At 56.1% G+C, this 19,516-nt stretch carries 20 protein-coding genes; 15 read left to right on the top strand and 5 right to left on the bottom strand.

Annotation, left to right across the window (positions count from 1 at the left end; genetic code table 11):
* Position 1: 1 nt before the first annotated feature.
* The gene (gene envC / locus GV764_RS07245) at positions 2-1,282 is read right to left on the bottom strand and encodes a murein hydrolase activator EnvC (protein ID WP_161659561.1); all 1,281 of its coding nucleotides are present in this window, start codon (positions 1,280-1,282) and stop codon (positions 2-4) included.
* A 9-nt stretch (positions 1,283-1,291) separates the two neighbouring features.
* Positions 1,292-2,839 carry a 2,3-bisphosphoglycerate-independent phosphoglycerate mutase gene (gpmM, locus tag GV764_RS07250; RefSeq protein ID WP_161659562.1) on the bottom strand — a complete coding sequence of 516 codons (1,548 nt, stop codon included), beginning with the start codon at positions 2,837-2,839 and terminating at the stop codon, positions 1,292-1,294.
* A 245-nt stretch (positions 2,840-3,084) separates the two neighbouring features.
* On the opposite strand from gpmM, the gene GV764_RS07255 reads away from it, so the two are divergent.
* The 5 genes from GV764_RS07255 to cysE all read left to right on the top strand — a co-directional run bounded on the left by GV764_RS07255 (position 3,085) and on the right by cysE (position 6,222).
* Positions 3,085-3,516 carry a rhodanese-like domain-containing protein gene (locus tag GV764_RS07255; RefSeq protein WP_161659563.1) on the top strand — a complete coding sequence of 144 codons (432 nt, stop codon included), beginning with the start codon at positions 3,085-3,087 and terminating at the stop codon, positions 3,514-3,516.
* Positions 3,517-3,535: 19 nt separating this feature from the next.
* Positions 3,536-3,787 (top strand): glutaredoxin 3, encoded by a 252-nt coding sequence (gene grxC, locus GV764_RS07260; protein WP_125294979.1) that lies wholly within the window; start codon positions 3,536-3,538, stop codon positions 3,785-3,787.
* A gap of 51 nt (positions 3,788-3,838) precedes the next feature.
* Positions 3,839-4,306: a protein-export chaperone SecB gene (gene secB, locus GV764_RS07265; protein WP_002436726.1), complete on the top strand. Its 468-nt coding sequence runs from the start codon at positions 3,839-3,841 to the stop codon at positions 4,304-4,306.
* Positions 4,306-5,325 carry an NAD(P)H-dependent glycerol-3-phosphate dehydrogenase gene (gene gpsA, locus GV764_RS07270; RefSeq protein WP_161659564.1) on the top strand — a complete coding sequence of 340 codons (1,020 nt, stop codon included), beginning with the start codon at positions 4,306-4,308 and terminating at the stop codon, positions 5,323-5,325. Before secB ends, gpsA begins: the two co-directional genes overlap by 1 nt.
* A 75-nt stretch (positions 5,326-5,400) precedes the next feature.
* Positions 5,401-6,222 (top strand): serine O-acetyltransferase, encoded by an 822-nt coding sequence (cysE, locus tag GV764_RS07275; protein ID WP_125294975.1) that lies wholly within the window; start codon positions 5,401-5,403, stop codon positions 6,220-6,222.
* Here the strand turns inward: cysE and trmL are convergent.
* The 3 genes from trmL to cpxR all read right to left on the bottom strand — a co-directional run bounded on the left by trmL (position 6,219) and on the right by cpxR (position 8,847).
* On the bottom strand, positions 6,219-6,692 hold the full coding sequence (trmL, locus tag GV764_RS07280) for a tRNA (uridine(34)/cytosine(34)/5-carboxymethylaminomethyluridine(34)-2'-O)-methyltransferase TrmL (protein ID WP_125294974.1): 474 nt from the start codon (positions 6,690-6,692) through the stop codon (positions 6,219-6,221). The genes cysE and trmL overlap by 4 nt on opposite strands.
* An 86-nt stretch (positions 6,693-6,778) precedes the next feature.
* Positions 6,779-8,152 (bottom strand): envelope stress sensor histidine kinase CpxA, encoded by a 1,374-nt coding sequence (gene cpxA, locus GV764_RS07285; RefSeq protein ID WP_161659565.1) that lies wholly within the window; start codon positions 8,150-8,152, stop codon positions 6,779-6,781.
* Positions 8,149-8,847 (bottom strand): envelope stress response regulator transcription factor CpxR, encoded by a 699-nt coding sequence (gene cpxR / locus GV764_RS07290; RefSeq protein ID WP_002436737.1) that lies wholly within the window; start codon positions 8,845-8,847, stop codon positions 8,149-8,151. Before cpxR ends, cpxA begins: the two co-directional genes overlap by 4 nt.
* 148 nt (positions 8,848-8,995) lie before the next feature.
* Here cpxR and cpxP point away from each other — a divergent pair, with 148 nt between their 5' ends.
* From cpxP to GV764_RS07340, 10 genes are all read left to right on the top strand, one after another.
* Entirely contained in the window at positions 8,996-9,502 is a 507-nt protein-coding gene (gene cpxP / locus GV764_RS07295; RefSeq protein WP_125294968.1) for a cell-envelope stress modulator CpxP, read from the top strand.
* A gap of 144 nt (positions 9,503-9,646) precedes the next feature.
* The gene (gene fieF, locus GV764_RS07300; RefSeq protein ID WP_161659566.1) at positions 9,647-10,549 is read left to right on the top strand and encodes a CDF family cation-efflux transporter FieF; all 903 of its coding nucleotides are present in this window, start codon (positions 9,647-9,649) and stop codon (positions 10,547-10,549) included.
* A 180-nt stretch (positions 10,550-10,729) separates the two neighbouring features.
* Complete coding sequence (gene pfkA, locus GV764_RS07305) at positions 10,730-11,692, top strand: 6-phosphofructokinase (protein WP_161659567.1); 963 nt, start codon at positions 10,730-10,732, stop codon at positions 11,690-11,692.
* 139 nt (positions 11,693-11,831) lie between these two features.
* A complete protein-coding gene (locus tag GV764_RS07310) occupies positions 11,832-12,821 on the top strand; it encodes a sulfate ABC transporter substrate-binding protein (protein WP_161659568.1) in 990 nt (329 codons plus the stop codon).
* 60 nt (positions 12,822-12,881) lie between these two features.
* Complete coding sequence (locus tag GV764_RS07315) at positions 12,882-13,646, top strand: CDP-diacylglycerol diphosphatase (RefSeq protein ID WP_476561213.1); 765 nt, start codon at positions 12,882-12,884, stop codon at positions 13,644-13,646.
* Between the two features lie 290 nt (positions 13,647-13,936).
* On the top strand, positions 13,937-15,271 hold the full coding sequence (locus GV764_RS07320) for an MFS transporter (protein ID WP_161659569.1): 1,335 nt from the start codon (positions 13,937-13,939) through the stop codon (positions 15,269-15,271).
* A gap of 10 nt (positions 15,272-15,281) precedes the next feature.
* On the top strand, positions 15,282-16,241 hold the full coding sequence (locus GV764_RS07325) for an aminoimidazole riboside kinase (protein ID WP_161659570.1): 960 nt from the start codon (positions 15,282-15,284) through the stop codon (positions 16,239-16,241).
* Positions 16,242-16,252: 11 nt separating this feature from the next.
* Complete coding sequence (locus tag GV764_RS07330; protein WP_161659571.1) at positions 16,253-17,293, top strand: ADP-ribosylglycohydrolase family protein; 1,041 nt, start codon at positions 16,253-16,255, stop codon at positions 17,291-17,293.
* A 67-nt stretch (positions 17,294-17,360) separates the two neighbouring features.
* Entirely contained in the window at positions 17,361-18,083 is a 723-nt protein-coding gene (locus tag GV764_RS07335) for a GntR family transcriptional regulator (RefSeq protein ID WP_161659572.1), read from the top strand.
* 84 nt (positions 18,084-18,167) lie between these two features.
* Positions 18,168-19,472 carry an SLC13 family permease gene (locus GV764_RS07340; RefSeq protein ID WP_161659573.1) on the top strand — a complete coding sequence of 435 codons (1,305 nt, stop codon included), beginning with the start codon at positions 18,168-18,170 and terminating at the stop codon, positions 19,470-19,472.
* The last annotated feature ends 44 nt before the right edge of the window (positions 19,473-19,516 follow it).

Consider the following 19,516-nt stretch of genomic DNA (forward strand, 5'->3'; position numbering starts at 1 on the left):
CTTATCTTCCCAACCACGGTTGTGGGTTAATGGCTTGTCCCTGCCGACGAATTTCGAAATAGAGTGAAGGGCGGCCCTGGCCGCCGCTGTTGCCAACCAGCGCGATAGGCTGACCGGCGCGCACCTGAGTGCCGACGCTGACCAGCGCGCTTTGGTTGTAACCGTACAGGCTCATATCGCCTTTACCGTGTTCAACCACCACCACAAGGCCGTAGCCCTGTAACCAGTCGGCGAGAATAACTCGTCCGTCGGCAATGGCTTTAACTTCCGTGCCTTCCGACGCGCCGATAACCATCCCCTTCCAACGTAGTTCACCTTGCAACTGTTCGCCATAGCGATGCAGTAAAGAACCACGCACCGGCCAGTACGCCTGGCCGCGCGGCGAGCCCAGCCCGCCGGTACGGGACATCAGAGACTGTTCGCTTTCGGTCGGTTTATAGGTGGTGCCTTTACGGCTGGCTTCCTGCTGTTTATTGCGTACCTGCTCGGCTTCACGGGCTTCCCGCTCGGCACGCGCTTTCGCCGCCGCTTCCGCGCGGGCGATGCTATTGCGCAGACGCGATTCGTTCTGGCGCATCTCGCTGAGCTGATTCTGACCCTGCTGGATAGAAGACTCCAGGCCGCTAATCGTCTTTTTACGCTCGTTGCGCGCCTGCTCCAGCTTTGCCTGCTGCGCCTGCTGTTCGTACAGCAGCGTCTGCTGCTCGCTCTGCTTTTCTTCCAGCTCGGCTTTTTGCGATGCCACTTCTTCGCGGGTCTGGCGCAACTGAGCGATGGTTTCCTGGCGCGCCTGGTTCAGATAGCCGAAATAGGCTTGCAACCGCTGACCGCGCTGGCTCTCTTCACCGCTGAGGATCAACTGGATGCCAGTGTGCTGGCCCTGGCGGAACGAGGCGTCGAGCTGGGCGGCGAGGTTGCGCTCCTGGGAGGCTTTCTGTTTTTCCAGTTTGGCGATGGAAGCATTCATCGCGCTAATCTGGCGATTCAGTTGCGCAAGGCTGTTTTCCGTTTCGCGCAACGCGCGGGTGGCGGCGGCGATGGCCTGTTCCTGAGCTTTTAACTGCGCCAGAAGGGCGGTGCGTTGCTGTTGCTGCTGGCGTACCGCGCGCTCTTTGGCGGCGATATCCTGTTGAATAGATTTGAGCTGATCGCGCTCATCCGCCGTGGCGGAAATTGGGTATAACAATACGCCAGCGCTAAGCACGCTGGCGTATAGCAGGGGCATTAAGTAAAACCGCTGCGGTTTTATGCCCCGTATTGAAAAGTTCGCCTTTCCCCTCATGGGGAGGGATTATTCCACGATGAACAGCGGCTTACCAGTCATCTCTTGCGGGATGTCCATGCCCATTAGCGAGAGCATCGTCGGCGCGATATCAGACAATTTGCCGCCTTCTACCGCTTTAACCTGCTTTTCGCCCACATAAATCAACGGAACCGGCAGGTTGGTATGCGCGGTATGCGCCTGGCCGGTAGACGGGTCGCGCATCTGCTCGGCATTGCCGTGGTCAGCGGTAATCAGCAGCTGGCCGCCAACGGACTCAACAACTTCAGTCACTTGCGCGATGCAGTTGTCCAATGCTTCTACCGCTTTTACCGCCGCGTCAAATACGCCGGTGTGTCCGACCATGTCGCCGTTCGGATAGTTACAAATGATGGCGTCGTATTTCCCGCTGCGGATCGCGGCAATTAATTTTTCAGTTAATTCTGCAGAGCTCATTTCCGGCTGCAGGTCGTACGTCGCCACTTTCGGAGAATTGATCAGAATGCGATCTTCGCCCGCAAAGGAGTCTTCCACGCCGCCGTTAAAGAAGAACGTCACGTGGGCGTACTTTTCGGTTTCAGAAATACGCAGCTGGGTTTTGTCGTTTTTCGCCATCCACTCGCCGAAGGTGTTCACCAGCGAGCCTGGCGGGTAAGCGCAGGCGGTATTGATGTTGGCGGCGTATTCGGTCAGCATCACGAAGTTAGAGAACTTCACCACTTTCTTACGGGCGAAACCGTCGAAATCAGCGTTAACGAAGGCGCGGGTAATCTGACGAGCGCGATCAGCGCGGAAGTTCATGAAAATCAGTGCGTCGCCGTCTTCCATTGCGGCGTCAGGCTGGCCTTCGGCGCGGATGACGGTTGGTTTAACGAATTCGTCATTCTCATCGCGCGCGTAGGCGGCTTCCAGCGCGGCAACGGCGCTGTCTGCCTGGTATTCGCCCTGCGACAACGTCATCAGATCGTAAGCCAACTCCACGCGGTCCCAACGGTTATCGCGGTCCATGGCATAGTAACGGCCAACCATCGTCGCAATGCGGCCTTTGCCCAGCGCGGCGAAAGTTTCTTCAAAACGTTTCAGGCTGGACTCGGCGCTGCGCGGCGGCGTATCGCGGCCATCCAGGAAGGCGTGCAGATAGATTTTTTCCGCGCCGCGTTCTGCCGCCAGTTCCACCATCGCCAGGATATGGTCTTCATGGCTGTGCACGCCGCCTGCGGAGAGCAGGCCCATGATGTGTACGGCTTTACCAGAAGCAACCGCGGTATCTACCGCGCTGGTCAGTACCGGGTTAGCGAAGAAAGTCCGTTCTTTAATTTCAACGTCCAGACGGGTCAGATCCTGATACACGATACGGCCTGCGCCCAGGTTAACATGACCCACTTCGGAGTTGCCCATCTGGCGGTCCGGCAGCCCTACTTCCAGACCGGACGCGTCAATCAGCGTATGCGGACGTTTTGCCCACAGGCTGTCCATTACCGGGGTTTTGGCGCTGAAAATAGCGTTGTCCTGTTGGTCTTCACGGTAGCCGTAGCCGTCCAGAATCATCAGGACCATAGGTTTTTTAGAAACCGACATTGCGATAACCTCATTGCTCAAAGATAAAAAATTTGCGTAATTTTACTACAACTTATTGGCACGAATAGCCGCAGAAGATCAAAAAAAGCGGGCGGGTAGTCTGTGCCCTCTGGCGCTTTCCGCCATTTTTTCCGTAACAGCCCGCAGAATATGCATTACCTGTCTCGCGCTGGCTGTAATTGGACCGATGCAAAGGTATACTCCTCACCTGGTTTTTTTCACTTAGTCGGGAGCCTTTACCCCCCATGCAAGAAATTATGCAATTCGTTGGCCGTCACCCCATACTTAGTATCGCCTGGGTCGCGTTACTGGGGGCGGTGCTCTTTACCACATTCAAAAGCCTTACTTCTAAAGTGAAGGTGATTTCGCGTGGTGAAGCGACGCGTTTAATCAACAAAGAAGACGCCGTGGTGGTGGATATCCGTCAGCGTGACGATTTCCGCAAAGGCCATATCGCCAGCGCCCTGAACGTGCTGCCCAATGAAATCAAAGCCAATAACACGGGCGAGCTGGATAAACATAAAGCGCAGCCGATTATTGTGGTTGATGGCAACGGTATGTCAGCCCAGGAATCCGCTAACGCGCTGATGAAAGCCGGTTTCGAGCGCGTTTTTGTGCTGAAAGACGGTGTAGCAGGCTGGAGTGGTGAAAACCTTCCACTGGTGCGCGGAAAATAACTCACGCTAAGGTATCGCCATGGCCAATATCGAAATCTATACCAAAGTGACCTGCCCATACTGCCATCGCGCAAAAGCGTTGCTGGCAAGCAAAGGCGTCGCGTTTGAAGAGCTACCCATTGACGGGGATGCTGCTAAACGGGAAGAGATGATTAAGCGCAGTGGCCGCACCACGGTGCCGCAAATTTTTATTGATGCACAGCACATTGGCGGTTGTGACGACTTGTATGCGCTGGATGCGCGTGGGGGACTTGATCCCCTGTTGCGCTAGCGCTGCTTCGCCGTAAGGCACTTTGAAGGACAAACAATAAAGGGTTTACACATGTCAGAACAAAACAACACTGAAATGACCTTTCAGATCCAACGCGTTTACACCAAGGATATCTCTTTTGAAGCACCGAATGCGCCGCATGTGTTTCAGAAAGACTGGCAGCCGGAAGTCAAACTGGACCTGGATACCGCATCCAACCAGTTAGCGGACGACGTTTATGAAGTGGTTCTGCGCGTGACCGTCACCGCAACGCTGGAAAACGACACCGCATTCCTGTGCGAAGTACAGCAGGCGGGCATTTTCTCCGTCGGCGGCATCGAAGGCACGCAGCTGGCGCATTGCCTGGGCGCATACTGCCCGAACATCCTGTTCCCGTATGCGCGTGAATGTATCACTAGCCTGGTTTCCCGCGGCACGTTCCCGCAGCTGAACCTTGCGCCGGTTAACTTCGACGCATTGTTCATGAACTATCTGCAACAGCAGTCCGGCGAAGGTGCGCAAGACCATCAGGATGCCTGATGAATAACACTACTGCTTCAATGACAGTCATCGGTGCCGGATCTTACGGCACCGCTCTCGCTATCACCCTGGCGAGAAACGGCCACCAGGTGGTGCTCTGGGGCCACGATCCCAACCATATCGCGACGTTAAAAGCAGACCGCTGCAACGCCGCGTTTCTCCCGGATGTGCCTTTCCCCGATTCGCTCCATCCTGAAAGCGACCTTGCTACCGCGCTGGCGGCCAGCCGCAATATTCTGGTGGTGGTGCCGAGCCATGTGTTTGGCGAAGTGCTGCGCCAGATTAAACCGCTGATGCGTGACGACGCGCGCGTGGTCTGGGCGACTAAAGGGCTGGAAGCGGAAACCGGGCGTCTGTTGCAGGACGTAGCCCGGGAAGCGCTGGGCGAGGATATCCCGCTGGCGGTGATTTCCGGCCCGACATTCGCCAAAGAACTGGCGGCAGGCCTGCCGACGGCGATTTCGCTGGCGTCTACCGACGACACCTTTACTGACGATCTCCAGCAACTGCTGCACTGCGGCAAAAGCTTCCGCGTTTACAGCAATCCGGATTTCATCGGCGTCCAGTTGGGCGGCGCGGTGAAAAACGTGATCGCGATTGGCGCCGGGATGTCTGACGGTATCGGTTTTGGCGCGAATGCGCGTACCGCGTTAATCACCCGCGGGCTCACCGAGATGACGCGTCTTGGGGCCGCATTGGGTGCCGATCCCACTACCTTTATGGGCATGGCGGGCCTGGGCGACCTGGTACTGACCTGTACCGATAATCAGTCCCGCAACCGCCGTTTCGGCATGATGCTTGGACAAGGCATGGACGTCACGACCGCCCAGCAGACCATCGGTCAGGTGGTGGAAGGTTATCGCAACACCAAAGAAGTGCGTGAACTGGCGGCGCGCTTTGGTGTGGAAATGCCAATAACCGAGGAAATTTATCAAGTATTGTATTGCGGAAAAAATGCGCGCGAGGCAGCATTAACATTGCTCGGGCGAGCACGCAAGGACGAGAAAAGCAGTCATTAATGGAGCCCCCTGTTACCTTTATTGCGCACCGGTAAGATCGTTTACCGGGCGCTGCTTGTTTTTCTGGAGAGAGCAATGCCGTGTGAAGAACTGGATTTGGTATGGAATAACATTAAAGCCGAAGCGAGGGCGCTCGCCGACTGCGAGCCAATGCTTGCCAGTTTTTACCATGCTACGTTGCTAAAACATGAAAATCTCGGCAGCGCGCTGAGCTATATGCTGGCGAACAAACTGGCGTCGCCGATTATGCCCGCCATCGCTATTCGCGAAGTGGTGGAAGAAGCTTATGCCGCCGACCCGCAGATGATTGAATCCGCCGCCTGCGATATTCAGGCCGTGCGCACCCGCGACCCGGCGGTCGATAAATACTCCACGCCGTTGCTGTATCTGAAGGGATTCCACGCGCTACAGGCGCACCGCATCGGCCACTGGCTGTGGAATCAGGGCCGGCGCGCGCTGGCGATTTTCCTGCAAAACCAGGTGTCGGTTTCTTTTCAGGTAGACATTCACCCGGCGGCGAAAATTGGCCGCGGCATTATGCTCGACCACGCCACCGGCATTGTGATTGGCGAAACCGCCGTGGTGGAAAATGACGTTTCCATCCTGCAATCGGTGACCCTGGGCGGTACCGGTAAAACCAGCGGCGATCGCCATCCGAAAATTCGTGAAGGGGTGATGATTGGCGCGGGGGCGAAAATTCTCGGCAATATCGAAGTCGGGCGCGGCGCGAAAATTGGCGCGGGCTCGGTGGTATTACAGCCGGTTCCCCCGCATACCACCGCCGCAGGCGTTCCGGCGCGCATCGTCGGCAAGCCGGAAAGCGATAAACCCGCCATGGATATGGATCAGCATTTCAACGGCGTAAATAACGGCTTCGAATACGGCGACGGGATTTAACTGCGCAGTACGGCGCCTGCGTAATCAAGCTGGCGCCACGCTTCATACACCACCACCGACACCGCGTTAGATAAGTTCATACTGCGGCTGTCCGGCATCATCGGAATACGAATTTTTTGCTGCGCGGGTAGGGCATCCAGCACGCTCGCGGGCAATCCGCGCGTCTCCGGGCCAAACACTAAATAATCGCCAGCGGCATAGCTCACCGCGCTGTGGGCGGGCGTCCCTTTGGTGGTTAACGCAAACAGGCGCTCCGGCTTTTGCGCGTCCAGAAAGGCCTCATAACTGGCGTGACGGGTTACGGCGGCGAACTCGTGGTAATCCAGTCCAGCCCGGCGCAGGCGCTTATCATCCCAGGTAAACCCCATCGGCTCGATGATATGCAGTTTAAAACCGGTGTTGGCGCACAGGCGGATAATGTTGCCCGTGTTCGGCGGAATTTCAGGTTCGAAAAGTACGATATTTAGCATAAGGCCCCCATCAGCAAGGGGCGCAGGATAGCAGATGTGGGCGGGGAGAAAAACGCGTCTCTCCGTTATGCAGAGAGACGCGGTTATCAGGTGCGGCGATACAGCGGTAACCAGAGCACCAGACGCAGGCCGCCCAGCGGGCTGTCGTCGGCTTTAACCCAGCCGCGGTGCTGCTGAATAGCCGTTTCGACGATTGCCAGACCAAGGCCGGTGCCGCCGGATTCCCGGTCGCGCGCCTCATCGGTGCGGTAGAAAGGCCGGAAAATCTGCTCCCGATCTTCCGGGCTGACGCCGGGACCGTCGTCGTCCACGGTGACGGTAATGCCTTCTTTATCCACCGAGAAGCTGACGCAAATTTGGGTATGCGAATAGCGCAGGGCATTACGAACAATGTTTTCCAGCGCGCTTTCCAGCGCATTCGGGTTGCCGTACAGCAACCACGGCCCCGGCGGATAGGCTACTTCGAAAGATTTACCCATCTGCTCGGCTTCAAACGCGGCGTTATCCAGCACTTCGCGCCACAGCTGGTTAGCCTTCATGGTCTCGCTGACCAGGGCATTTTTTTGCTGATTGCGAGACATCACCAGCAGATCGTTGATCATGCTGTCCAGCCGGTGGGCTTCAGTTTCAATGCGCTCCAGCTCTTTGCTTTCGCCAGCCCGGCGACGCAGCAGGGCGGTACCGAGCTGGAGACGCGTAAGCGGCGTGCGTAACTCATGGGAGATATCAGACAGCAGCCGCTGCTGGGTGGTCATCATGCGTTCCAGCGCCGTCACCATCTGGTTAAAACTGGCTCCCGCCGCGAGAAACTCCTGCGGTCCGGCTTCCAGCTCCGGATGCTGGCGCAAATTACCCTGCGCCACTTCGTCAGCGGCGTTTTTCAGCTTACGCGCCGGTTTCGCCAGGCTCCAGGCGAGCCATAACAACAATGGCGAACTGACCAGCATCGTTACGATAAGCAGCAGTAGCGGGCGGTCAAACAGCAGGTTAATGAAATCGGACTGCGAGTTGCTGGCCGGGCGGATCAGGTAAAGCTGATAGTTGTCTTCACCGTCACGCACCGAAAAGGGGCCGACCATTTCCAGACGACCGTACTTTTTCTTTTGTGGATGATCGGAGTTATCTGCCTGGCCGATAAAGTTGCGAATGATCTGCATTTCACTACGTTCTGCGCCGATCACGCGTCCTTCACTGGTGACCAGCACCAGGCGTTGTCCCGGCGGTGCCCATTTGTCAATGGCGCGAAACAGCCTGCGCCACCACATCAAATCGTTGGGCGGATCGTTAGCCAGTTCCGCTTCAACATGCTGTTCTATCATCACGCCCTGACGTTGTTCGCTTTCCAGCAGCTCGGTCATTTGACGCGAATCGAGCTTCGGCAACATCAATACCAGCATCAAAACCAGGGCCAGGGTCAGCCAAAAAATCGCAAATATTCGCGCGGTCAGGCTACCAATCATGAAGCGGATACCATCAGGTAACCCCGTCCACGTAAGGTTTTGAACCACGGATGTCCGTCTTTACGATCCGGCAGTTTGCGGCGCAGGTTGGAAATATGCATATCAATGGCGCGATCGAACGGCGTCAGGCGCTTGCCTAACACTTCCTGGCTGAGATGCTCTCTGGAGACCACCTGGCCTAAATGCTGGGCCAGCAGATACAGCAGCGTAAACTCAGTGCCGGTCAGCTCCAGCGCGGTGCCGTCGAAGCTGGCTTCCTGGCGGCCTGGGTTGAGGCTCAGGGCATCGACTTCAAGATTCGGCGAGCCGTTGTCGCTGTTTTGCTGCTGCTCGCTCCAGTGGGAACGGCGCAGAATAGCGCGAATACGCGCCACCAGTTCACGGTCGTTGAACGGTTTGGGTAAATAGTCATCCGCGCCCAGTTCAAGGCCTAAAACGCGATCCAGTTCGCTACCGCGCGCGGTCAGCATGATTACCGGTGTCTGGTGAGTCTGACGTAGCTCTTTAAGCGTATCGATACCATTTTTCTTTGGCATCATCACGTCGAGCAAAAGCAGGTCGATGCTGTCATCCAGAAGATTAAGCGCCTGCTCGCCATCGTGGGCGACCAGCACATTAAAACCTTCCATGTCGAGAAGCTCTTTCAAGAGAGAAGTAAGTTCACGATCATCATCAACTAACAGAATTTTATTCATTGTTAATACCTCCGAGGCAAAAATTACGTCATCAAGGCCCGGTAATCCATGACTTTACGTTGTTTTACACCCCCTGACGCATGTTTGCAGCCTGAATCGTAAACTGGTCCTCGTTGAATCGCAGCACCCAAGTTTCCAGGAGTCAGTGATGCGCAAAGTTACCGCTGCCGTCATGGCCTCAACACTGGCAATCAGTACGTTCGCAAGCCAGGCTGCTGAAGTCGTTACAGGCGATAACTGGCACCCCGCAGAAGGGTTGGCGCAACGAAACAGTGTGCAGAGCCATATGTTTGACGGCATTCGATTAACCGAAAAGCAACGTCAACAGATGCGCGACCTCATGCAGCAGGCGAAGCATGAACAGCCGCCTGTTAATGTTAGCGAAATGGAGACCATGCATCGCCTGGTCACCGCAGAAAATTTTGATGAAACCGCTGTGCGGGCTCAGGCCGAAAAGATGGCACAAGAGCAGGTGGCGCGCCAAGTCGAGATGGCGAAAGTGCGCAACCAGATGTACCGGCTGTTGACGCCGGAACAGCAAGCGGTTTTAAACGAGAAGCACCAGTATCGCATGCTTCAGTTGCGAGAAGTCTCGCAGATGCAACGGTCCTCCTCGGCCAACGTGTTTAGTAGCAGTACCCGTAGTAACCAGTAACAACCCTGTTTTCCTTGCCATAGACACCATCCCTGTCTTCCCCTCCTTAACGGAGGGGTTTTTTTTGCCCGGCTTTCGCCTCCCGCCAGTCTGAGTTTAGCGCGTGATTCGTTATACTTTGCCAATCGATACGCGGGAGTCTTTATGAATCAATCTTATGGGCGTCTGGTCAGCCGCGCCGCCATTGCCGCCACGGTGATGGCGTCGTTGCTGCTGCTCGTTAAAATCTTTGCCTGGTGGAAGACCGGCTCGGTGAGTATTCTCGCTGCGCTGGTGGATTCGCTGGTGGATATTGCCGCTTCGCTGACCAACCTTCTGGTGGTGCGTTACTCCTTACAGCCTGCCGATGACGAACATGCGTTCGGCCATGGCAAAGCCGAGTCGCTTGCCGCGCTGGCGCAAAGCATGTTTATCTCCGGATCGGCGCTGTTTCTGTTCCTGACCGGTTTCGAGCGGCTGGCGAATCCCGCGCCGATGGAATCGCCGCAGATTGGTATCAGCGTTACCCTCATCGCCCTGATCAGCACGTTGATACTGGTGACGTTTCAGCGCTGGGTGGTGCGTAAGACCAAAAGCCAGGCGGTAAGGGCAGATATGCTTCATTATCAATCTGATGTTATGATGAACAGCGCTATTCTGGTGGCGCTTGCGCTTTCCTGGTATGGCTGGCATCGTGCTGATGCCTTGTTTGCGCTGGGTATTGGCATCTATATATTATATAGCGCATTACGAATGGGCTATGAAGCCGTCCAGTCGTTGCTGGACCGCGCGTTACCGGATGATGAGCATCAAATCATCATCGACATTGTTTCATCGTGGCCTGGCGTCAGAGGTGCCCACGATCTTCGCACGCGGCAGTCAGGGCCGACCCGCTTTATTCAAATTCATCTTGAAATGGACGACAACTTACCGCTGGTTCAGGCGCATATTGTGGCTGAGCAAGTGGAGCAAGCGATCCTGGGGCGTTTTCCGGGATCGGACGTGATTATTCATCAGGATCCCTGCTCTGTTGTGCCGCAGGGGAGACAGGGAAATTTCCCGCTTTAAATGAGGCTGGAAAAGTGAACCAAACGGCTTTTTTTGGATAAATTACCGCCGTTCGGTCTGACCTGAATCAATTCAGCTGGAAGCTATTGATATACTATCTGCATCATTAGTCCATCGCCTGATGATGCAGGCGTTTCCGGCAACAGGATTCAATATTGTATTCTACGTTCAGAGGTAGTCATGATTAAGAAAATCGGGGTATTGACGAGTGGCGGTGATGCGCCAGGCATGAACGCCGCCATTCGCGGCGTGGTGCGCGCCGCGCTGACAGAAGGTCTGGAAGTTTTTGGTATTTATGACGGCTATCTCGGCCTGTATGAAGACCGTATGATTCAGCTCGACCGCTACAGCGTGTCCGACATGATTAACCGTGGCGGCACATTCCTGGGTTCTGCTCGTTTTCCTGAGTTCCGCGAAGAACACATCCGCGCGGTGGCTATCGAGAACATGAAAAAACGCGGTCTGGACGCGCTGGTTGTTATCGGCGGCGACGGCTCCTATATGGGTGCGAAGCGCCTGACCGAAATGGGCTTTCCGTGCATCGGCCTGCCGGGCACCATTGATAACGACGTTGCCGGTACTGACTACACCATCGGGTACTTTACCGCGCTGAGCACCGTCGTTGAAGCCATTGACCGCCTGCGTGACACCTCTACTTCTCACCAACGTATTTCTATCGTCGAAGTCATGGGCCGTTACTGCGGCGACCTGACCCTGGCGGCGGCGATTGCTGGCGGTTGTGAATTCATCGTGTTGCCGGAAGTGGAGTTCAACCGCGACGATCTGGTGGCGGAAATCAAAGCCGGTATCGCGAAGGGTAAAAAACACGCCATCGTGGCGATCACCGAGCACATCTGCGATATCGATGAGCTGGCGCGCTACATTGAGGCGGAAACCGAGCGTGAAACCCGCGCTACGGTACTGGGTCACATCCAGCGTGGCGGTTCTCCGGTGCCTTATGACCGTATTCTGGCTTCCCGCATGGGCGCATACTCCATTGAACTGCTGCTGCAGGGCCATGGCGGCCGTTGCGTGGGCATTCAGAACGAGAAGATGGTGCATCACGACATCATCGACGCTATCGAAAATATGAAGCGTACCTTCAAAGGCGACTGGCTCGACTGTGCCAAAAAACTGTATTAATCAAAAAGCCGGGTTCGCCCGGCTTTTTACTGGCTGATAATATTCCCCAAAGTTATAGCCAATCTTTTTTTATTCTTTAATCATCTCACGCATTTCTGGCAGGCTATTTTCATACACACAATTTAGAAGAGAGCGTGCGATGAATAAGTTTGGCGTGGGATTAACGTTGCTTCTGGCATCAACCAGCGTACTGGCGAAGGATATTCAATTACTTAATGTGTCTTATGACCCGACGCGTGAGCTGTACGATCAATATAACAAAGCCTTCAGCGAGCACTGGAAAAAAGAGACCGGCGATAATGTAGTGATCCGTCAGTCCCATGGCGGCTCCGGCAAACAGGCGACGTCCGTGATTAACGGTATTGAAGCGGATGTAGTGACCCTGGCGCTGGCTTATGACGTGGACGCCATTGCCGAGCGCGGCCGCATTGATAAAAACTGGATCAAACGCCTGCCGGACAACTCCGCGCCTTACACCTCCACCATCGTTTTCCTGGTGCGCAAAGGCAACCCGAAACAAATTAAAGACTGGAACGATCTGGTGAAGCCGGGCGTTTCCGTGATCACGCCAAACCCGAAAAGCTCCGGCGGCGCGCGCTGGAACTATCTGGCGGCATGGGGCTACGCGCTCCATCAGAACAATGGCGATCAGGCTAAAGCCCAGGAGTTCGTCAAGGCGCTGTTTAAAAACGTAGAAGTGCTGGATTCCGGCGCGCGTGGTTCAACCAACACCTTCGTTGAACGCGGCATCGGCGATGTGCTGATTGCCTGGGAAAACGAAGCGCTGCTGGCGACCAATGAATTAGGCAAAGACAAATTCGAGATCGTTACCCCGAGCGAATCTATTCTGGCGGAGCCGACCGTGTCGGTAGTCGACAAAGTGGTCGAGAAGAAGGGTACTCAGGCCGTTGCCGAAGCCTATCTGAAATATCTCTACACGCCGGAAGGCCAGGAGATCGCTGCGAAAAACTTCTACCGTCCGCGTGATGAGCAGGTGACGAAGAAATACGAAGGTGAGTTCCCGAAACTGAAACTGTTCACCATTGACGAGGTATTTGGCGGCTGGACCAAAGCCCAGAAAGAGCACTTCGCCAACGGCGGCACCTTCGATCAAATCAGCAAACGCTAAATCAGGCGGCCCTTCGGGGCCGTTTTTGTGCCAGACTTCATCTTCACCAATGCAAAAGGCATGAAGATGAAAAAAGCGCTGGCCGTTGTGGTCTGTTTCCTGCTGATCATCGCCGCGATAGTCGGCGGCCTGTGGGTTTACTTTAAAGGCCAGCCTGACGCCTTGCGCGATATCGTATTTCATCAGTGCGTGCCCAATCAGCAGCGGCACGACAATCCCGCCCCCTGTGCCGAAGTGAAGCTGGATGCCGGATTTGTGATTTTCAAAGATCGTAACGGCCCGTTGCAGTACTTGCTGATGCCCACCTGGCGCATTAACGGTATCGAAAGCCCGATGCTGCTGCATCCCAAAACCCCAAACTACTTCTGGCAAGCCTGGCAGGCGCGGCGCGTAATGAGCGAGCGAAACGGCGAGCCGGTGCCGAATAACGTGGTCTCACTGACCTTAAACTCGAAACTGGGACGCACCCAGAACCACCTGCATATTCATATTTCCTGCCTGCGCCCGGACGTGCGTAAAAAGCTTAACCAGGAGGCGGCGCAGATCAGCAGCCGCTGGCTGCCGCTGCCCGGCGGTATCGACGACACGCCGTATCTGGTGCGCCGGGTCAGCGAGGCGGAACTGGCACGGCGCAGTCCTTTTATTATGCTGGCGCAGGAAGTGCCCGGCGCGCGTGCGCATATGGGGCGCTTCGCGCTGGCGATGGCCCAGCAGCCAGACGGCTCCTTTGTGTTGCTGGCGACCGAACGCAATCTGCTTAACCTCAATCTCGCCAATGCTGAACAGTTACAGGACCACGACTGCGCGCTGCTTAATTCACATTAATTTTTCTGCGCTTTCCGCGTGCCGTGGATAAAGCGGCATGCTCACCCTTTTTGCCAACGCGATCGCATTCTCAGGCCGGAGAAATTAGCCTGGAGGAGATTTATTGTGAAACCGATCAAAAGATATAAAGGTATACCTTTATATCTTTTGGTTGATCCCTACACTGACAGTGTGCCGCAAATAAACGGCGCGCTGCCCATCACCAGGCAACTTTAACCGTTTCACTTTCAGGTAGTTAAATAAAACCCATAGCCGCGCGTCTACGGACCGGGCTCACCAGGGATACCGTCATGAAACTTTCTATCGTGGAAAAAATAGGTTTTGGCGCAGGAGATATGGCGATTAATGTCGTCATCATCGCCATGCAGCTCCTGCTCGCCTACTTCTATACCGACATCTACGGCCTGCGGGCGGCGGATGTCGGCGTGCTGTTTGTTGTCGTGCGCATGATCGACGCGATTATCGATCCGGCCATGGGTATTCTGACCGATAAATTTACCACCCGCTGGGGCCGCTACCGCCCATGGATGATCTGGTTCGCCATTCCATTCGGCTTTGCGGTTTATTTAATGTTTATCACGCCCGATATGGCTTACACCGCCAAACTGGCGTGGGCCTACTTTACGTACATTCTGATGACGCTGGTCTATACCGCCATCACCATTCCCTACATCTCGCTGATCGGGGTGATCACCGACGATCCGGTAGAACGCCTCAGCGCTAACGGTTATCGCTTCGTGATGACCAAAATCGCCGCGTTTCTGGTGACTATCGTGGTGCCGATGCTGGCGGTATGGTTGGGGCAGGGTAACAAGGCGCTGGGCTATCAGCTCTCGATGGGGCTGATGGGCATCATGGGCGCACTGCTGTTCGTGTTCTGCTTTTTCACTACCCGTGAGCGTAGCGAACCGGAAATCCCGTCCATGTCGCTGAAAACGCAGTTCACCTGTCTGCTGCGTAACGACCAGTGGATTATCCTCGGCGTGGTTATTCTGCTGCTGATGTGCGGCTACGTGATCCGCGGTTCGGTTGCGGCCTACTACGCAAAATACTATCTCGGCGGCGGCGACAGCCTGATTTCGCCGTTCCTGACTGTAGGTGTTGTGGCCTCGATACTGGCGATGATCGTCACCACCTGGGTCACTAAGTTCTACGACAAAATCAAAATGTTCCGTTATACCCAGCTGATCACCTTCGCGCTGAGTATCGCCATGTATTTCGTGGTGGGGCATGAAAACCTGATCCTCGCTTTTGTTTTTTATTTCCTGATCAACTTCTTCTGCGATATGCAAATGCCGGTGTTCTGGTCGTCGATTGCCGAAGCGGTGGATTACGGCGAGAAAAAGAACGGCCTGCGGGTCTCCGGCCTGGCGTTTGGCGGCATCCTGTTCTTCCAGAAATTTGGTATGGGCCTCGCGGGCGGCATCCTCGGCTTCTTGCTGAGCTATTTCGGCTATCAGGCGGATGCGGTGCAGAGTGACCGGGCGCTGGTGGGCATCGCGCTGATGATGACCCTGATCCCGGCGGTGTTCCATCTGGTGATTGGTTTGCTGATGAAAAAGTACCTCATCAATAACGACTATTACCGGGAAATCCGCGCTGAACTTACCCAGCGCGCGGTGTAAGGAGGCGCACATGCAACCCGCTAAAAAAGTTTGGGTTATTGGCGATGCCTCGGTGGATTTAGTGCCGGACACCGACAACACCTATCTGAAATGCCCCGGCGGCGCGTCGGCGAATGTGACGGCCTGTATCGCGCGCCAGGGTGGAAACTGCGGCTTCATTGGCCGCCTGGGCGACGATGACGCCGGGCGGTTTCTCAAGGCGGTACTGAACAAGGAGGGCGCGGACGTCACGCAGTTGCGGCTTGATGCACAACTTACCAGCGCGGTACTGATCGTGAATTTAACGCCTGACGGCGAGCGCAGCTTTACCTATCTGGTGAAGCCCAGCGCCGATACCTTTGTCTCCGTGGCCGATTTACCGGTTTTCCAGCCCGGCGAATGGTTCTACTTCAGTTCCATCGGACTCACGGACTCGCCCGCCCGGGAAGCCTGCCTGGAAGGCGCGCGGCGCGTACGCGCCGCAGGCGGCCAGGTGATGTTTGACGTCAATCTGCGGGAGAGTATGTGGCGCGACGTCAGCGAGATCCCGGCGCTAATGGCGCAGTCCGTGGCGCTGGCCAGCATCTGCAAAGTTTCCGCCGATGAGCTGTGCCGTCTGGGCAATGTCGCTCACTGGCAGGACGCGCGCTATTTACTGCGGGACATGGGCTGCGACACCACGGTGATTTCCCTTGGTGCGGCGGGCGCGTATCTGATTTGCCCACAGGGCGAGCAGCATTTTCCCGCACCACAGGTTCCCGTCATTGACACCACTGGCGCGGGCGACGCGTTTGTCGGCGGGCTGCTATTTCATCTTTCCCGGTATGAACGCTGGGGAAAGGCAGAGCTGTCCGGAGCCATCTGCCGCGCTAATGCCTGCGGCGCGCTGGTGGTTACTGCCAAAGGGGCAATGACCGCGCTGCCGTACCCCCACCAGTTAACCGATTTTCTCGCCGCGCATCCGTGCGGCGCAGATCCTGTTCATTCGTAAAGGAGTTGTTCATGCACGTTGATCACAACAAAATTTTAGGCTGTTTAATTGGCGCTGCCGCCGCTGATGCTATGGGCGCGGCGACAGAGGTCAGAACCCAACAGCAGATTAAAGACTATTTCGGCGGTTGGGTAACGACGTTCCAGAAACCGCCAGCGGATACCTTTGGCCGCTGTAACGACGCGGGAATGTGCACTGATGATTTTATTCAGGCGAAATACATTATGGACGCATTGTTGAGCCACCAGCGCCAGGTAACCGACGACGTCATGCGCGAGGCCTTTACCCGCTGGCTGGCTTATCCGTTTTACGCTAATTTCACCGGTCCGACGACCCGGGCGGCCATGAAAGCGCTGTTCAACGATAATCGTGCCTCGTTGCAGGGCGAACTGGAAGGTGAAAAGCAGTCAGTGCAGATCGTCAACAAAGGCAATGCCGAAGCCACCAACGGCGCGGCGATGAAAATCTGGCCTGCGGCGGTGCTACATCCTGGCGATCTGGAGCACGCGATCGATGCAGCGCTGAAGATTACCCGTTTCACTCATAACAACGTGCTGGCAATGTCCGGCGCTGCGGCGATGGCGGCGGCAACCAGCGAAGCGCTGCGAGAAACCACCAGTGCTGACAGCATTATTGCGGCGGGTATTTACGGTGCCGATCGCGGCTATTACCTGGCCCAGGAACAGGGGGCAATGAGGGTCGCCGGTCCGTCGGTGGCGCGGCGTATCGAGCTGGCGGTCGCCATCGGTAAGCGCCATGCAAGTTGGGAAACCGCGATTGTGGAGATCAGCGATATTATCGGTACCGGCCTGCACGTCAGCGAAGCGGTGCCCGCCGCCTTTGGCCTGTTCGCGTGTTGTCCCCATTCTGCGGTTGATGCTATCATTTCCGCCGTTAATATCGGCAATGACACCGATACCGTTGCCACCATGGTTGGGGCACTTTCTGGCGCATTCCATGGCGCGAATGCCTTCCCTGACGACTATTTAACGACCGTCAATCGAATGAACCATTTCGATTTGGCTGAGCTTGCCAGGCAGATTGCAGGATAACCACGCGTTTACCTTGCCGGGGACGCGTTAACCGTCCCCCTGCTGGCGGAAATTCGAGGTAAACAGGTTGCAGGTCGATAAGGCAAGTTTCACACCGCTCTACAAGCAGCTGTTCTACATCATCTGCCAGCATATTCAGGATGGAACCTGGCCGTTAGGCAGCCAGCTTCCAACCCAGAAAGAAATTGCCCGCACCTATAACGTCTCGCTCATCGTGGTAAAACAGGCCTGGAGCGAACTGATCAATGCCGGGGTGATCGCCTCTCAGCGGGGCAGCGGTTCGGTCGTCAGCGCAGTACCGGAAGGCGTCAGCTACGGTCATACGTTTCGCGGCATTACCAGCGATTTACGCGATGCCAGCGTGGCAATCGAAAACCGCATTCTTGATATTGGCCCGCGTCGCGCCAGGGATGCGCTGGCGGATGGCCTGAGCCTGCCTTCGCACCACCACTTCCTGTTTATTTCCCGTATTCGTTATCTGAACCAGCGCCCGTTCAATCACGAGAAAATCTATCTGGATCTGTCATTCTTTCCGGGACTCAGCCTCACGGCGGACGATCTGGCCAATAAGTCGCTCTACAGTTTGCTGAATGTCAGCAGCGATTCGGCGACGGAAAAAGTCGACGCCATTCTTCCCACCCCCGACTTGTGCGAGAAATTGCAAATCCCGGAAAATAAACCGCTGCTCTCCGTGGCGCGGCAAACTTTTCTGGCGGGCCAGGAGCGGCCTTTTGAATATTGCCGCTACTATGTGCTTTCTGACTATTTTGGTGAGATTCATTATCATTGACCTGCCGGTTCTGGTGGGGGCGGTGCGATTTACTTAACGCCGACGTGACCGTAGACTTGCTGCAAAATACGACAGGAGACAGGTATGTCGCTCTGGCTTTCCCACCCGCTATTCCTTCCTTCGCTGGTGATTGGCGTCACTATTGTGCTCTGGGCCACCTCGCTGTTGCCGGAGTTTATTACCGCATTGCTGTTTTTCACGGTGGCGATGGTGGCGAAAATCGCCCCGCCAGACACGCTGTTCGGCGGCTTCGCCTCGTCGGCGTTCTGGCTGGTGTTCAGCGGCTTTGTGCTGGGCGTGGCGATCCGCAAAACTGGCCTGGCTGACAGAGTGGCGAGGGCGCTGTCGGCGCGGCTTAACGACTCCTGGTGGCTGATGATGGCAAGCGTCGTGCTGCTCAGCTATGCGCTGGCGTTTGTGATGCCGTCGAACATGGGCCGCATCGCGCTGTTGATGCCCATCGTGGCGGCAATGGCGAAACGCTTTGGTATCGAAGATGGCACCCGCAGCTGGTACGGGCTGGCGCTGGCGGTCGGTTTCGGCACTTTCCAGCTTTCCGCCACTATCCTGCCTGCTAACGTGCCGAATCTGGTCATGAGCGGCGCGGCGGAAGGCTCATACGGCATTCATTTAAATTATCTGCCCTATCTGCTGCTGCATACGCCGGTGCTTGGCCTGCTGAAGGGCTTCCTGCTGATCGTGCTGATTTGCTGGATATTCCCCGGCAAGCCGACGCCGCCGAAAACCCTCGCGCCGATGGGGCCGATGAGCGGCGCGGAAAAACGCCTGGCCTGGATGCTGCTGGTGGTGCTGACGCTGTGGGTGACCGAAAGCTGGCACGGCGTGGGTCCGGCCTGGACCGGGCTGGCGGCGGCGGTGATTACGCTGCTGCCGCGCGTGGGCTTTATCAATGGCGATGAGTTTGCCAGCGGGGTGAACTTCCGCACCTGTATTTATGTCGCCGGGATCCTCGGGCTGGCGATCACCGTGACGGAAACGGGGTTAGGGCGCGTAGTAGGCGAATCCTTACTGAAGATCATGCCGCTTGACCCGGAAAGGCCCTTTACCAGTTTTGTGGCGCTGACCGGTATCACCTCGGCGCTGAACTTCATTATGACCGCTAACGGCGTTCCGGCGCTGTTTACCACCCTGGCGCAGAGTTTCTCGCAGGCCACGGGGTTCCCGCTGCTGTCGGTGATTATGATTCAGGTGTTGGGCTATTCGACGCCGCTGCTGCCGTATCAGGCGTCGCCCATCGTGGTAGCGATGGCGCTGGGCAAAGTGCCTGCCAGGGCGGGGATCACGCTGTGTCTGGCGCTGGCGGTGGTGACGTTCCTGATTTTACTGCCGCTGGATTACGCCTGGTTCCGGCTGTTGCACCAGCTATAAAACAAAAAAACCCTGCCGATGCAGGGTTTTTTATGGCAGCGTAA

The sequence above is a fragment of the Atlantibacter hermannii genome (assembly GCF_009907385.1).
GTDB classification, from domain to species: domain Bacteria; phylum Pseudomonadota; class Gammaproteobacteria; order Enterobacterales; family Enterobacteriaceae; genus Atlantibacter; species Atlantibacter hermannii_A.